This is a genomic window from Kitasatospora sp. NPDC041988, from assembly GCF_055588525.1.
Genome location: NZ_JBVJCO010000070.1, coordinates 15,621 through 27,882, shown reverse-complemented (window position 1 = coordinate 27,882; position 12,262 = coordinate 15,621). Strand labels below are relative to the sequence as shown.

13 protein-coding genes and 2 pseudogenes are annotated in these 12,262 nt (G+C 69.3%); 6 read left to right on the top strand and 9 right to left on the bottom strand.

Annotated elements, in window-relative coordinates:
• The first annotated feature begins 205 nt into the window (after positions 1–205).
• Together ACZ6NC_RS39750 and ACZ6NC_RS39745 are read left to right on the top strand one after the other, a co-directional pair.
• The gene (locus ACZ6NC_RS39750) at positions 206–859 is read left to right on the top strand and encodes a tetratricopeptide repeat protein (protein ID WP_465738765.1); all 654 of its coding nucleotides are present in this window, start codon (positions 206–208) and stop codon (positions 857–859) included.
• Positions 856–2,130 carry a glycosyltransferase gene (locus tag ACZ6NC_RS39745; RefSeq protein WP_465738764.1) on the top strand — a complete coding sequence of 425 codons (1,275 nt, stop codon included), beginning with the start codon at positions 856–858 and terminating at the stop codon, positions 2,128–2,130. The genes ACZ6NC_RS39750 and ACZ6NC_RS39745 overlap by 4 nt, the downstream gene beginning before the upstream one ends.
• Positions 2,131–2,341: 211 nt before the next feature.
• Here the strand turns inward: ACZ6NC_RS39745 and ACZ6NC_RS39740 are convergent, their stop codons facing one another.
• The 3 genes from ACZ6NC_RS39740 to ACZ6NC_RS39730 all read right to left on the bottom strand — a co-directional run bounded on the left by ACZ6NC_RS39740 (position 2,342) and on the right by ACZ6NC_RS39730 (position 4,994).
• Positions 2,342–2,881, bottom strand: coding sequence for a tyrosine-type recombinase/integrase (locus ACZ6NC_RS39740; RefSeq protein WP_465738763.1), 540 nt, complete (start codon positions 2,879–2,881; stop codon positions 2,342–2,344).
• Positions 2,857–3,495, bottom strand: coding sequence for a hypothetical protein (locus tag ACZ6NC_RS39735; protein ID WP_465738762.1), 639 nt, complete (start codon positions 3,493–3,495; stop codon positions 2,857–2,859). The genes ACZ6NC_RS39740 and ACZ6NC_RS39735 overlap by 25 nt, the downstream gene beginning before the upstream one ends.
• A 1,004-nt stretch (positions 3,496–4,499) precedes the next feature.
• Entirely contained in the window at positions 4,500–4,994 is a 495-nt protein-coding gene (locus tag ACZ6NC_RS39730; RefSeq protein WP_465738761.1) for an RrF2 family transcriptional regulator, read from the bottom strand.
• A gap of 98 nt (positions 4,995–5,092) precedes the next feature.
• Between ACZ6NC_RS39730 and ACZ6NC_RS39725 the strand changes: the two genes are divergently transcribed.
• A complete protein-coding gene (locus ACZ6NC_RS39725; protein ID WP_465738760.1) occupies positions 5,093–5,824 on the top strand; it encodes an SDR family oxidoreductase in 732 nt (243 codons plus the stop codon).
• A gap of 84 nt (positions 5,825–5,908) precedes the next feature.
• Here ACZ6NC_RS39725 and ACZ6NC_RS39720 read toward each other — a convergent pair.
• A pseudogene (locus ACZ6NC_RS39720) lies at positions 5,909–6,193 on the bottom strand (transposase); the annotation flags it as partial.
• On the opposite strand from ACZ6NC_RS39720, the gene ACZ6NC_RS39715 reads away from it, so the two are divergent.
• Both ACZ6NC_RS39715 and ACZ6NC_RS39710 read left to right on the top strand, forming a co-directional pair.
• Entirely contained in the window at positions 6,194–6,601 is a 408-nt protein-coding gene (locus ACZ6NC_RS39715) for a RidA family protein (RefSeq protein ID WP_465738768.1), read from the top strand.
• Between the two features lie 323 nt (positions 6,602–6,924).
• The gene (locus tag ACZ6NC_RS39710; protein ID WP_465578785.1) at positions 6,925–7,365 is read left to right on the top strand and encodes a VOC family protein; all 441 of its coding nucleotides are present in this window, start codon (positions 6,925–6,927) and stop codon (positions 7,363–7,365) included.
• Between the two features lie 285 nt (positions 7,366–7,650).
• Here ACZ6NC_RS39710 and ACZ6NC_RS39705 read toward each other — a convergent pair.
• Positions 7,651–8,025, bottom strand: a pseudogene (locus ACZ6NC_RS39705) (transposase); the annotation flags it as partial.
• Positions 7,976–8,629 carry a TetR/AcrR family transcriptional regulator gene (locus tag ACZ6NC_RS39700; protein WP_465738759.1) on the bottom strand — a complete coding sequence of 218 codons (654 nt, stop codon included), beginning with the start codon at positions 8,627–8,629 and terminating at the stop codon, positions 7,976–7,978. The gene ACZ6NC_RS39700 and the pseudogene ACZ6NC_RS39705, both read right to left, overlap by 50 nt.
• A gap of 133 nt (positions 8,630–8,762) precedes the next feature.
• Between ACZ6NC_RS39700 and ACZ6NC_RS39695 the strand changes: the two genes are divergently transcribed.
• A complete protein-coding gene (locus ACZ6NC_RS39695; protein ID WP_465738758.1) occupies positions 8,763–9,908 on the top strand; it encodes an FAD-dependent oxidoreductase in 1,146 nt (381 codons plus the stop codon).
• A 206-nt stretch (positions 9,909–10,114) separates the two neighbouring features.
• Here ACZ6NC_RS39695 and ACZ6NC_RS39690 read toward each other — a convergent pair whose 3' ends face one another.
• The 3 genes from ACZ6NC_RS39690 to ACZ6NC_RS39680 form a co-directional block, all read right to left on the bottom strand.
• A complete protein-coding gene (locus tag ACZ6NC_RS39690; protein ID WP_465738757.1) occupies positions 10,115–10,720 on the bottom strand; it encodes a TetR/AcrR family transcriptional regulator in 606 nt (201 codons plus the stop codon).
• 176 nt (positions 10,721–10,896) lie between these two features.
• Complete coding sequence (locus ACZ6NC_RS39685; protein WP_465738756.1) at positions 10,897–11,736, bottom strand: NmrA family NAD(P)-binding protein; 840 nt, start codon at positions 11,734–11,736, stop codon at positions 10,897–10,899.
• Positions 11,733–12,134, bottom strand: a complete 402-nt coding sequence (locus ACZ6NC_RS39680; protein WP_465738755.1) for a transposase — start codon at positions 12,132–12,134, stop codon at positions 11,733–11,735. The genes ACZ6NC_RS39685 and ACZ6NC_RS39680 overlap by 4 nt, the downstream gene beginning before the upstream one ends.
• Positions 12,135–12,262 lie beyond the last annotated feature (128 nt).

Here is a 12,262-nt window from a genome sequence, read left to right as displayed (position 1 = left end):
GTTGTGATGCTTCTGTCCTTTCCTCTCCCCCCCCCCCCCCCCCCCCCCCCCCCCCCCCCCCCCCCCCCCCCCCCCCCCCCCCCCCCCCCCCGCGCCGGTGCCACAGAGCCCGCTCCTTGAGCGATAGCGTCCGGTTGGCTCTACGTTCTCGCCTCCTGTTGGTGGCCGTCTCCTTCGCTCTCACCAGATCCAAGAGGTAAGCGCAGTGAAGAAACGAGTGCGGTTGTGGACGGGCCTCGCCGTGACGGTCGTAGTCGCCAATATGGCGGCCGGTTGGGTCGAGCTGTCCAGAGAGCACCCCACGGCCAGACCCGCGCCGGCGCCCACGGTGTCCACGGTGTCCACGGCCGCAAACGCCTCCGAGGCGGGGGCGGTGCTTCAAGCAGGTATCAGGCAAGGGGAAAGCCACGATTTCCTTGGGGCGACGAAAAGCTTCAGGCAGGTTCTGAAGCTGGATCCTGCCAACAAACTCGCCTGGTACAACCTCGGCGTCATCGCCCAGGACGACAACAGGACGGCCGAGGCCCTCTCGGATTACGACAATTCTCTGAAGATCGATCCGGATTTCGAGTCGGCCCTCTACAACAAGGCGCTCCTGCTCGGATCGAACGACACCGACCAGGCGATCGCGATCCTGCAGCACATCGTGAGTGCCGACCCGAAGGCGTCCACGGCCTACCTGCACCTTGGGCAGGCCCTGGCGAAGAAGGGCAGCGACAGCGAGGCCAAGGACGCCTTCGGGCGCGCCGTCCACGCCGACCCGTCGCTCCAACCGCTCGTGCCGGAACGCTTCCGAGATGCCGCGAGCGCAGCACCGACACCGCAACCGACAGTCCCTCAGGCAGGTACCAGCAGATGACTTCTCCCTGCACGCCGAAGTTCTCCGTGTTCACCCCCAGCCACCGGCCGCGCTTCCTGGACGACTGCCTCGCCACCCTGCAGGCGCAGACGCACTCCGACTGGGAGTGGATCGTGCTCCTCAACAGCGGCGCGCGATGGCGGCCGGAACACCCCGACGACCGTGTCCGGGTGGAGATCGCGGACGACATCCGGGGGGTTGGCGCGGCCAAGCGGCGCGCTTGCGAACTGGCTCGAGGAGAAGTCCTCGTGGAGCTCGACCATGACGACCTGCTGACGAAGGACTGCCTGGCGGAACTGGCGCGGGCCTTCGACGAGAACCCCGGCGTCGTCTTCGTCTACAGCCACACCGCTCAGGTCACCGAGGACGGAGGCCGGGACGACACGCGGTTCAACGAGGTGAACGGCTGGCAGTACGAGGAGGTGGACGTCGACGGCCGACGGCTTCTGCAGGCCGTCTCCATGGCACCGACGCCGCACAATGTCTCGTACATCTGGTACGCCCCCAACCATGTGCGCGCGTTCCGCAGGGACGTCTACCACCAGGTCGGCGGGTACGACGCCACGCGCGTGGTGCTGGACGACCAGGACCTGATGTGCCGTCTGTTCCAGGCGGGCGACTTCCACCGGATCCCCCGCTGCCTCTACCTCCAGCGGATGCATGCCGACAACACCCAGCGCGACACGGAGATCAACGCGCACATCCAGCGCGAGACCGTCGCCCTGTACGACAAGTACGTCGAGGCCAACGCGCTCGCCTGGACCAAGCGGCGCGGACTGCTCGCGCTCGACCTCGGCGCCGCCCATCGCAAGCCGCCCGGTTACCTGGGAGTGGACCAGTACCCCGGGGAAGGCGTCGACATCGTCGCGACCCTGCCCGGGAAACTGGACCTCCCGGACGACTCGGTCGGCCTGCTCCGCGCGGTGGACTTCCTGGAGCACGTGCCTGCGAAGGTCCCACTGATCAACGAGCTGTACCGCCTGCTGGCACCGGGCGGCATGCTCCTCAGCCTGACGCCCAGCTCGGACGGCCGGGGCGCGTACCAGGACCCGACACATGTCGCCTACTACAACGAGAACTCGTTCTGGTACTACACCGACAACCAGTACCGCGCCTTCGTGCCGGAGATCCAGGCCCGGTTCCAGAGCTCACGGCTGGTCACCTACTACCCGACCGATTGGCACTCCAGGAACAACATCTCCTACGTGCAGGCCAACCTGATCGCGATGAAGGACGGCGCGGAACGGTGTGGCGGTCTCCTGCTGGTGTGATCTGGCGAGAAGGCTCACTGCGGGCGCGACCCACCGCAGTCGAGCTGGAACTTCAACCACAAGACCGCCGGCGGCGCTCTGCACATCGACTACCCGCTCGGGATGAAACGGCGGCCGCTCGAACCCGGGGCCGATGAACAGGGTTGTCCGCGCGCCCTGGCGGAGCCGCAGGGAGGCTCTGCCAGGGGTGTGCGGAGACCTTCGCTGTCCTTCAGGAATTGACACCAAGGTCGAGGATCTGGGCGGCCCGGCCGATGGAGCCAGGCATGAGGTGACGGTAGATCTTGAACGTGATGTCGAGGCTGCGGTGGCCCATCCACTCCGCGACGTCCGTGATCGGGAGGTTGTGAGCGAGGCAGTTGGACGCGAAGAAGTGGCGGAGGCCGTAAAGGACCATGCCATCGGGGATCCCGACGATCCCGGCCTTCTTGATCCGCCGCCACCGGTACTCCAGGTAGTAGTGCGCCATCGGCTTGCCCAGATCCTGCGGATGACGAAGCAGGTAGCCGCCCACCGTGCCGTACTTGTCCGCGTACCACTCGATGGAGTGCTTGACGTGAGCGGAGAGGGGAACGTCGCGGTAGTCGCCGACCTTGCGGTGCTTCAGGGGTCCGAAGTCCTTCGTGGTCTGGTTGACCTGCTCGGTGATCCGGTACACGTCGTCGGCGACGATGTTGTTGATGTTGACCGCCAGCACCTCGCCGTTGCGCATGCCGCAGCCGCTCATCAGGTCGGCCGCAAGACGGAACACATCGTCACCAGCGCCCCGGACGTCACGGAGTTGCGCCGGAGAGGGGATGACGGCGCGCTTGGGGTTGTACTGCGGGGGCTTGACCCCTCCAGCGGGTTCTCGTCGTAGAGCCCCAGTCGGTGTGCGTCCAGGAGGATGGACTTCAGCTTGTCGAAGACGTTGGCCTGGGTCGCCAGGGCCACGCCGTTCCGCTCCATGGTCTGGATGAACGCCTCGACGACCTTGTGGTCGAAGGTACCCATCCGGCGGCTCCGGAACGCCGGATAGAGATGGTGCTCCAGCCGAGAGTCGAGGGGGCGCAGTGAGCCGGCGCTGAGGTCCCGCTGGCCGGCCCTCCACTGGGTCACGTGCGGCTCGAACCGCATTGAGCCGTACTTCTGGATGCGCTCCGCCTTGCGCCGGCTCTGCGGGTTGTTCTTCCGCGCCTGGCAGACCTCGGCGAGCCGGGCTTTGGCCTTCTCCTGGGTGGCGAAACCGGACTCCTCGGTCTGCTTCCCGGCGGCGTTGCGGTACCTGATCTTGTACTCGTGCGGGCACCTCGGCCATCGGCTCTCGGGGTGCCCGCACTCCTTGAAGAAGCTGCCCATGCCGCGGACGAGGTTGGTGGTGGCCATGGTTGACGACTCCCGGGTGACTTGCTGACCTTTTGCTGACCCCGGATGGTCGGCCGTGTCCCAGACGCTGAAGTCACGCGGCGGGTCGATCATGCCGAACCACACCTCGTGGTGCAGCGCGGGTGGCCCGCCGATTTCCGGCCCCGACGGCAGGGTCGTGCCCCGCAACCCGACCGCCTCGCCTCGGCCGAGGCGAGGCGGTCGGCCGGTTAGATCGCTGGTGTTACCCCCCGGTTGGGAGTCGATGGACGGCGAGCAACTCGCCCAGGCCGCCCGGCACGCCCGGACCACCCGCGAGCACCTGACGGCCCTCTACGGGACGCTCGGCCTACCACCCGATACCGGACGGACGACAGTGCTGACGGAGGCGAGCCAGCCACCCGGCCCAGGCGCCCGCCCAGCGGAGCGCAGGCCCCGGCCCGGCCCCGGCCAACAACCCGTGCCCACCGAACCGATCGACCTCTTCCCCGAACCCCAAGCTCGCCTGGAGACGCCGGCACTTGCGGCTGAGGCGGCCGGTGAGGGCCTTCGGTACCCGGGTGGCACCGCGGCCGGGCACACGTCCGGGCCTGGCTCTCGCCGTCGGCCGACCAGTCGACGACCGAAAGCGACGCAGCGCCGGTCACACCAGGGGCCGGCGACCGCCACGTACGTCGGATGCGCCCGTTCGTCGCCCTCAACCAGGCGCCGGCCACCGGGAACCCGAGAGGTCCGGCCCCGAGGAGCCAGTCGGGCGAGCGGGCGAAGAATGCGATCTCCCCGAACGCCAATTGACCCACCATTTTGGCCTGACAATGCACCATTTTGGTGGTCTACTGCCGCACTAGAGTGATCATCACAAGGTCGCGGCAGACAGCCGGGACCACCCGTCGGGCCCGCAGCCGCACTCCCGCATCGCCGAGGACCACTCCCTGCTCGCCTTCTCCATGAGTCTCATACAGCGCCGATCCGACGCCGCCATCCACTGAGTGCAGGACGTGCGGCTCGACTCATGCTGAAAACGATCAGTGAGGCCGGTCGTCCGGGTCCGCGTTCAGCCAGGCGCCGATCCTCGGCAGGGCCTCGGGGCCACTGTCGCCCTCCACCGATGCGGCGAGGTCGGCGATCGTGACGCTGGCCAGCGACGCGCGCCACGCCGCGTCGGCGGCTCCCATCGCCCGGGCGATGGGGCATCGCTTCGTACACTGCTCCGGCGGCGTCCCCAGCGGTCCGCGCTGACGTATCTCGGTGCAGACGAACGCGGGACTCGCCCCGTCGACGGCCTGCACCACGTCCAGCAGACTGACCTCCTCGGGCTTCCTGGTGAGGACGTAGCCGCCGGTCTTGCCCTGGATCGAGTGCACCAGGCCCGCGCGGGACAGCGCCTGCATCTGCTTGGCCAGATAGCTCGGCGACACGTCGTGCAGCGAAGCCAGCCGAGCCGCCGGCACCGGATCGCCGGCCGCGGTCAGCACCACGCAGCAGTGCAATGCCCACTCCACGCCACCGGACAGTTTCATGCCACCTCCACTTGACTCGGACATAGGATATCCGAGTATTATCTCGGATATCAGATGTCCGAGTTTGCGGGGGCTCGACTCACGAAGGAAGGCGCACCATGAAGATCACCGTCATCGGCACCGGACTCATCGGCTCGCAGCTCGCCACCGAGCTGACCGCACGAGGCCACGAGGTGACCGCCGCGTCGCTGTCGTCCGGCGTCGATCTGCTCACCGGGGCCGGACTCGACACGGCGCTCGCCGGCGCGGAGGCAGTCGTGAACGTGACCAACTCCCCCACGTTCGACGAGCAGTCGATCGAGTTCTTCCGGACCACGGTGGGCAACCTCCTCGCCGCAGGCGAGCGGGCCGGCGTACGCCACCAGGTGGTTCTGTCCATCGTCGGCGTGGACCAGGTCGCCGAACTGGACTACTACCGCGGCAAGGCGCTCCAGGAGGAGTTGCTGCGCGGCGGTCCGACGCCCTACTCGATCGTGCGCGCCACGCAGTTCTTCGAGTTCATGGAGCCGACCATGTCGTGGACCTCGGACGAGACGGCGGTGCGACTGCCCACGACGTTGCTTCAGCCGATCGCCAGCCGCGACATCGTCGATGTCCTCGCAGACGTGGCCACCGGCACGCCGCTCGGCGGGATTCTCGAGATCGCGGGCCCCGACACGTTCACGCTCGACGAGATCGGCCGCATGACGCTGGCCGCGCGGGGCGACCGGCGCCCCGTCGTCGTCGACGACCAGGCCGGCCTGTTCGCCGCCGTCCACGGAGACGTCCTCACCCCGGGCCCCGGCGCCCGCCTGGCACCGACCCATTACCAGGACTGGCTCAACGGCTGACCGCTCCCGGGGGCGCGAGGCAGAATACGCGGTCGCCTTTCGCAGGATCTCCTTCTCCAGCTCCAGCTCACGCACCTGCTTACGCAGCCGACGCAGCTCCTCGCGCTCCGCCGCCGTCATCGGACCCTCACCGCCCGCACCAGACGCGCCGGCAGCCGCCCGGGAGCGCTGGACCCACTGGCGCAGCGACTCCGGGTTGACGCCCAGCTCGCGCGCCACCGACGGGATACGCCGCCCGCTGGACTCCACCAGCGCGACCGCGTCCCATCTGAACTCCCCCGAGTCCCCGCAGTACCCATGAGGACATCCTCTCCACGGACCCCAAGATCCGCTTCTCAGAAGTGTCCACTGTTCGGGGGTAGAGCCCACCTGGCCATCACCCTGGTAAACCCCGACGGACTGCCCAAAATCGACGCCTACCGGCAGGTCTCGATCGCAACCGGTTCGAAGCTGGTCCTCGTGGCCGGGCAGGTCGCCTGGGATGCCGATCAGGCCACGGTCGGCGAAGGTGACCTCGCCGCTCAGGTCGAGCAGTGCTACCTGAACATCGGCACCGCCCTGGCCGAGGTCGGTGGTTCCTTCGACGACGTGGCGAAACTGGCCGTCTACGTCGTCGACTGGACCCCCGACAAGATGCCCCTGCTGCTGGAAGGCGTCACCCGGGCGGCCGCGAAACTGGGGGTCACGCCGGTCCCGCCGGCCACGCTGCTGGGTGTCGCGACACTGGACGTACCCGAGCACCTGGTCGAGGTCGAAGCCACCGCCGTCATCGACTGAACAGGCGCTCCTCACCCTGGGGCCACCTGGGCCCGGGCGTCCGCCACGGCACGGGGGCCGGCTGGTGGAGCCGGGCTCCACCGGCGAAGTCGCCCGCAAGGACCACCGTCGGCGCGGGCACCCTTCAACGGGCGCGGCCGTGACCGATGTGCCGGCCACGGCCGCGCGGTGGTGGCAACTGCCGGTTCCGCCCTCGCACGTGTGCTGGAAGACACCGGGCTCGCCGCCGTCCTCGAGTCCGCCCGCGATGTCAGAAGGAGTGGTGACCGGCGAGACGGCTGGTTGAGCCGACGGCGTCGGACGCGGCCCCTATCCTCGGGGACATGACGATTCAGCGCCTGGACAACGTCGGCATCGTCGTCGACGACCTCGACGCCGCCGTCGCTTTCTTCACCGAGCTCGGCATGGAGCTGGAAGGCAGGATGCCGATCGAAGGAAGCTGGGCGGGAAGAGTCGTGGGGCTCGACGACATGCGATGTGAGATTGCGATGATGCGGATCCCCGACGCCCCGGGCCGGCTCGAACTGGCGAAGTACCACAGCCCGAAGGCGATCACCCCCAAGCCGGAGATCACCCCGGCGAACACGCTGGGCCTGCACCGCGTCATGTTCGCCGTCGACGACATCGAGGACACCCTCGCCCGCCTCGGGCCGCACGGCGCCGAACTCGTTGGCGAAGTGACGCGCTACGAGGACAGCTACCTGCTCTGCTATCTCCGCGGACCGAGCGGAATCATCCTCGGGCTGGCCGAGCAGCTGAGCTGAGAAAAAGAGGTCCGCTCGCAGAGGCGCCGACCCGGTGTCCTCTGCCAGGAAATGGAACCGGGAATGGGGGCCAGCCGGCGTTGAATCGTCGGAGACTTGTGCGTGGTGTCGAAGGCCCTGTGTTGTGTCACGCTCCGGATGTGAGCCTGGCGAGCGCTGTTGTCGACTGAATGCCGGTAGAGCTCGCGGGCGATTCGAGAGGCCTTGGGCGGTGCGTCGCTGCGGGTAAGCCTGGGTTCGGTCATCCCAGCAGATTCGGGTCATCACGATCCGGTAGAAGGCGGCGTTGGCCTGTCGGTTGCCACCTCGGTTCAGACGCCGACGCTGGGTCTTGCCGGAGGACTGCTCGACCGGACTGACTCCGCACAGGGCGGCGAAGGCCGCCTCGCCGGTGAGCCGGTCGGGGTTGTCGCCAGCAGCGATGAGGAGGACAGCAGCACCCTCTGGGCCGACACCGACAAGCTCGAGCAGGTGCGGCCGGCAGGCGCGCACGGCTGTGGTCGTGGCTGTTGAGGACAGGACTGCGCGGGCGATGTCGCCGATCCGGCTGGGGCTGAGTGTGAGACGCCCGTAGGTCGTCCTCGAAATCGGCGTGCGGCCGTTCGCGGCTCTATGCGATGGGGGATGGGGCGCTGGCCGGTCTGCCGGATTCGGGGTCATGTTGGGCGACCGTGCCCGTCCAGCCCTGGTCGAGCAGGAGACAGGCCTGGTCGACGGCGGCGGCGGGATCGGGGTGGGCGCCGGCGAACGCGAGGATCTCCAGGGTGAACCGGGCGTAGGCGGCGCAGATGAGGTCGCCGTGCGGCCGGCCGGCCTGGTCGGCGAGAGCACGGGCCAGGGCGTGTTCGTGGCGCAGCCACATCGCGCGGGAGTACTCGCGCAGGGCCGGGGTCTCGTGGATGAGCCGCTGGAAGTCGGCGAAGCGGGGGTCTCGGGTGTGGGCCGAGTCGACGAAGCCGGTGAGGTGGGCGCGCAGAGCGTGGGGGATCGTCTGGCCCGGCGGCCGGTCGGTGACCGCGCGGACCAGGGCGGCCTCGTTGCGGGCGTCCTCGTCGAAGACCAGGGCTTCTTTGCCCTGGGGGAAGTAGTTGAACAGGGTCGACACCGACACGTCGGCGCCGTCGGCGATCTCGCGAACGCCCACCTGCTCGTAGCCGCGTTCCAGGAACAGCCGCAGAGCCGTGTCGGCGATCGCCTGGCGGGTGGCGGCCTTCTTGCGTTCGCGCCGCCCGCCTGTTCCTTCATGGTCGATCGTCTCTGCCATGCCTCGACCCTACCCGGTACTGAGCAAAGTTGGAACGGTTGCATTTTTGGAGCTGTTACAAAATACTTGGCGATGCCCGACCGGCCCGCGCTGCAGGGCTGCCGCTGTGATCCGGCATCCACGAAGGGAACCCATGAATTCCGTAGCTCCTACCCGCGCCAGGATCAGCATCATCGGCGCCGGACCGGGCGGACTGACCTGCGCCCGCATCCTTCAGCGGCGTGGCATCGCGGTCACCGTCCACGACCGCGACCCCGGCCCCGACGCCCGCAACCAGGGCGGCACCCTGGACCTGCACGCCGACAACGGCCAGATCGCCCTGCGCGAAGCCGGCCTGCTCGACGAGTTCTTCGAGCTGGCCCGCCCCGAAGGGCAGGAAATGCGCCAGCTGGACCCGGTCGGCACGATGACGTCGCACAAGGTCCCGGAGGCCGACGAGTTCTTCAAGCCGGAAATCGACCGCGGCCAGCTGCGCGACCTGCTGCTCGACTCCCTGCAACCGGGAACCGTGCGTTGGGGACAAGCCCTCGACACGATCAGCGGGCCCGCCGACGGGCCTCGGCGGCTGCACTTCGCCGACGGCACGACCATCGAGACCGATCTGGTCATCGGCGCCGACGGCGCCTTCTCCCGGGTACGCCCGGCCCTGTCCCCCGCCGTCCCCCAGTACACCGGGGTGAGCTTCCTGGAGGCCCGGTTCTCCGACGTCGAGAACCGCCACCCCGAGATCGCCGAACTGGTCGGCCAGGGCGGCGCCCATGCCGCCGACGGCAACCGCGGCCTGTTCGCCCAGCGCAACAGCGGAGACCACATCCGCGTCTACATCATCCAGCGGGTCCCGGTCGACTGGATCAGCCAGAGCGGCCTGACCGCCGACGACACCGATGCCGTCCGCGCCCAGCTCCTCGACGAGTACAAACACTGGTCACCCCGCATGCGCCGGATGATCACCGACAACGACGGCCCCTACGTCGACCGCCCGATCTTCGCCCTCCCCGTCCCGCACACCTGGGAGCACAACCCGACGGTGACCCTGCTCGGCGACGCCGCCCACCTCATGCCCCCGCTCGGCGTCGGCGTCAACCTCGCCATGCTCGACGCCGGCGAACTCGCCATCGCCCTCGCCGACTCCGCCACCGTCGACGACGCCATCCGCACCTACGAGAAGACCATGCTCCCCCGCTCCACCGAGACGGCCAGGATCCTCGAAGGTGGCGCCGAGCACCTGCTGTCCGCCGACATTCCCGACTTCGGCGACCACGGCGACACCCAGCTCTGAGCCCCCGCCCGCCCCGCCCTCAACGTCCGGTGGCTTCGACATGGACGAATCCCCCGAAGACCTCGCCGCCGGCACCCTGTCGGCGAGGTCTTCGGGCCGTGGCCAGGCGCCCGCCTGGGCCGCAGGGTTCGGCGACATCTGTGCGGGGAGGGCGTGCCCGGCGGTCCGTGCGCCGCCGGACGCTCCCGTGGACTGGGATCGGTCTCTCATGCCTCCGTGCGCGTGCCGGGCGGATCGGAGCTGCTGCCGAGGACGTTGTCGATGTGGGCCGCGAGTGAGGAGCGCAGGGCTTCGGGCGTCATCTTCTGATCGTCGATCAGATGCGCGACGAGGTCGGCGCGGATGGCGGCCAGCAGGGCGTGGGCCGTGAAGTCCGCGGCACGGACGCCGGACACCTGATCCAGTGCCGCTCGAAGCGTCTCGTGCCACCAGGCGTAGTGCGCGGCCTGGTAGGGGCTGCTGAGCCCCGCGTCCTCTGCCGCCGACATCAGGTTGCGGTTCTCGATCTTGAAGCGCAGTGCGGCGTCGAGGAGGTCCACCACCCGCTGCCGCGGTGAGGACGCGGCCGCGTCCTGTGCTTCCCGCACGGCTTGCCGCAGGGGTTCGAGGCGGGAGGCGATCACGGCGCCGATCAGGCCGGCGCGGTCACCGAAGCGGCGGAAGAGGGTGCCCTTGCCCACACCCGCGGCCGCCGCGATGTCGTCCATCGAGACGCCGTGGGGGCTGCTGCTGGCGGCGAAGAGGGCGTCGGCGGCAGCCAGGACGGCCTCTCGGTTGCGCAGGGCGTCTGCGTGCTCTGTCCGCTGGACCACGGTTCCTCCTTGGTCTTCGGCCAGTCACGGCCCCCGGGAATGATATGCGGGGAGGTTCGCACGACTGGCAGCTCGCACCAGGCCGTGCTTCCCGCGCCTGGAGGCGGCGGCAGTCGCCCGGCCTGCGTTGCGTGAGCAGGTCAGTCACGTCATCCGGCCAGTCGTTCGCAACTGCCCTACGACACCTCCCGTTCAACGAAGGTGCGGAAGGTGCCCGGGGGGCGGCCGGTGAGGCGCTGGACGGTGTCGGAGGTGTGGTCTTCTGCGCCCTCGGCGATGGCGCGGTCCATGCCGGCCAGCATGATGGCGAACTCCAGCGGTATCTCGGCCGCCCAGCGGTCGCGAAGTTGCTCGAATGTCAGGTGCCGGTGGACGACGGGCCTGCCTGTGACCTCGGTGATGGTCGCGGCGACGTCGGCGTAGCTGAGCGCCTGCGGGCCGGTCAGGATCAAGTCGGTGTTGGGAGCCTGGTCGTCGGTCAGGGCGTGTACGGCGACGGCGGCGATGTCCTCGGCGTCGATGAACCCGACGCGGCCCTCCCCCGTGGCAGTCAGGATGGCGCCGTCCTCGCGGATGCTGCGCGCATGAGGGGTGGAGCCGGTGAGGTTCTGCATGAACCAGGAGGGCCGCAGCACCGCCCACTGGTCGAACAGGCCGAGCAGGGCCTGATGGACCTGGCCCACCGCCGGACCGCCGGCCGGGATCGCCGACGAGCTGAGCAGCACCGCACGGCGCACCCCGGCCGCGCGGGCCTGGCGGAGGAACGGCAGCATGACCGCGGCCGGCTCCGAGGAGCCGATGGGCGGGATGAGGTAGACGCGGTCGACACCGTCGAGAGCCTCGCTCCAGGTCGCGGGCTCGTGCCAGTCGAAGCGGACGGCCTGGGCGCCCTCCACGGGGGTGGCGCTCCGGCCGGCGGCCTTGACGCGGCGGCCCTCGGCGATCAGTCCTGCCGCGACACGGCGGCCGGTGGTGCCGGTGGCCCCGATGACCAGGGTGGCGCTGAGGGCGTTCATCGGTTCGCTCCCACGAAGTCGGCGCCGGGCTGGGACACGGCGAGGGGGTTCCAGTAGTCGCGGTAGGAGGTGATGCGCCCGTTCTCGACGGTGACCACGGCGATGTAGGTCCTGCGCAGGTAGGCGCGGCAGGGCCCGTTGCTGTAGGCCTTGTCGGCGGCCACGCTGTCGGGCTTCTTGCGGGGCCTGCCCGGGCCGGTCCGCGGGACGCGGATCTTCTCCAGGACGGGCTCGAACTGCGTGCAGTCCGCCCGCTGTCCCGGCGTGACGACCAGGGACAGCGGCCGGCACCGACCGTCCGCGGTCAGGTGGACCTTGCTGGTGAACCCGCCGCGCGAGCGGCCGAGGCCCTCGCCTCCAGCACCACCTCCACCAGGCGGGCGACGAGGCTCTGCCACGGCGTCTCGTCCTGGTGTTCCCCCGGCCCAGCCCCCTTTGAGGCCAGAGCCGGCGGCACACCGGCGCGGGCACCGGCCGCATGCTGGTGGGCCCGCACGATCGTCGAGTCCACCGAGACGTCCCAGTC

Coding starts and splice junctions, on each gene's coding strand:
- ACZ6NC_RS39745 (WP_465738764.1), top strand. CDS start 856: ATGACTTCTCCCTGCACGCCGAAGTTCTCCGTGTTCACCCCCAGCCAC.
- ACZ6NC_RS39730 (WP_465738761.1), bottom strand. CDS start 4,994: ATGAAACTGTCCGGTGGCGTGGAGTGGGCATTGCACTGCTGCGTGGTG.
- ACZ6NC_RS39725 (WP_465738760.1), top strand. CDS start 5,093: ATGAAGATCACCGTCATCGGCACCGGACTCATCGGCTCGCAGCTCGCC.
- ACZ6NC_RS39695 (WP_465738758.1), top strand. CDS start 8,763: ATGAATTCCGTAGCTCCTACCCGCGCCAGGATCAGCATCATCGGCGCC.
- ACZ6NC_RS39710 (WP_465578785.1), top strand. CDS start 6,925: ATGACGATTCAGCGCCTGGACAACGTCGGCATCGTCGTCGACGACCTC.
- ACZ6NC_RS39700 (WP_465738759.1), bottom strand. CDS start 8,629: ATGGCAGAGACGATCGACCATGAAGGAACAGGCGGGCGGCGCGAACGC.
- ACZ6NC_RS39685 (WP_465738756.1), bottom strand. CDS start 11,736: ATGAACGCCCTCAGCGCCACCCTGGTCATCGGGGCCACCGGCACCACC.
- ACZ6NC_RS39735 (WP_465738762.1), bottom strand. CDS start 3,495: ATGGCCACCACCAACCTCGTCCGCGGCATGGGCAGCTTCTTCAAGGAG.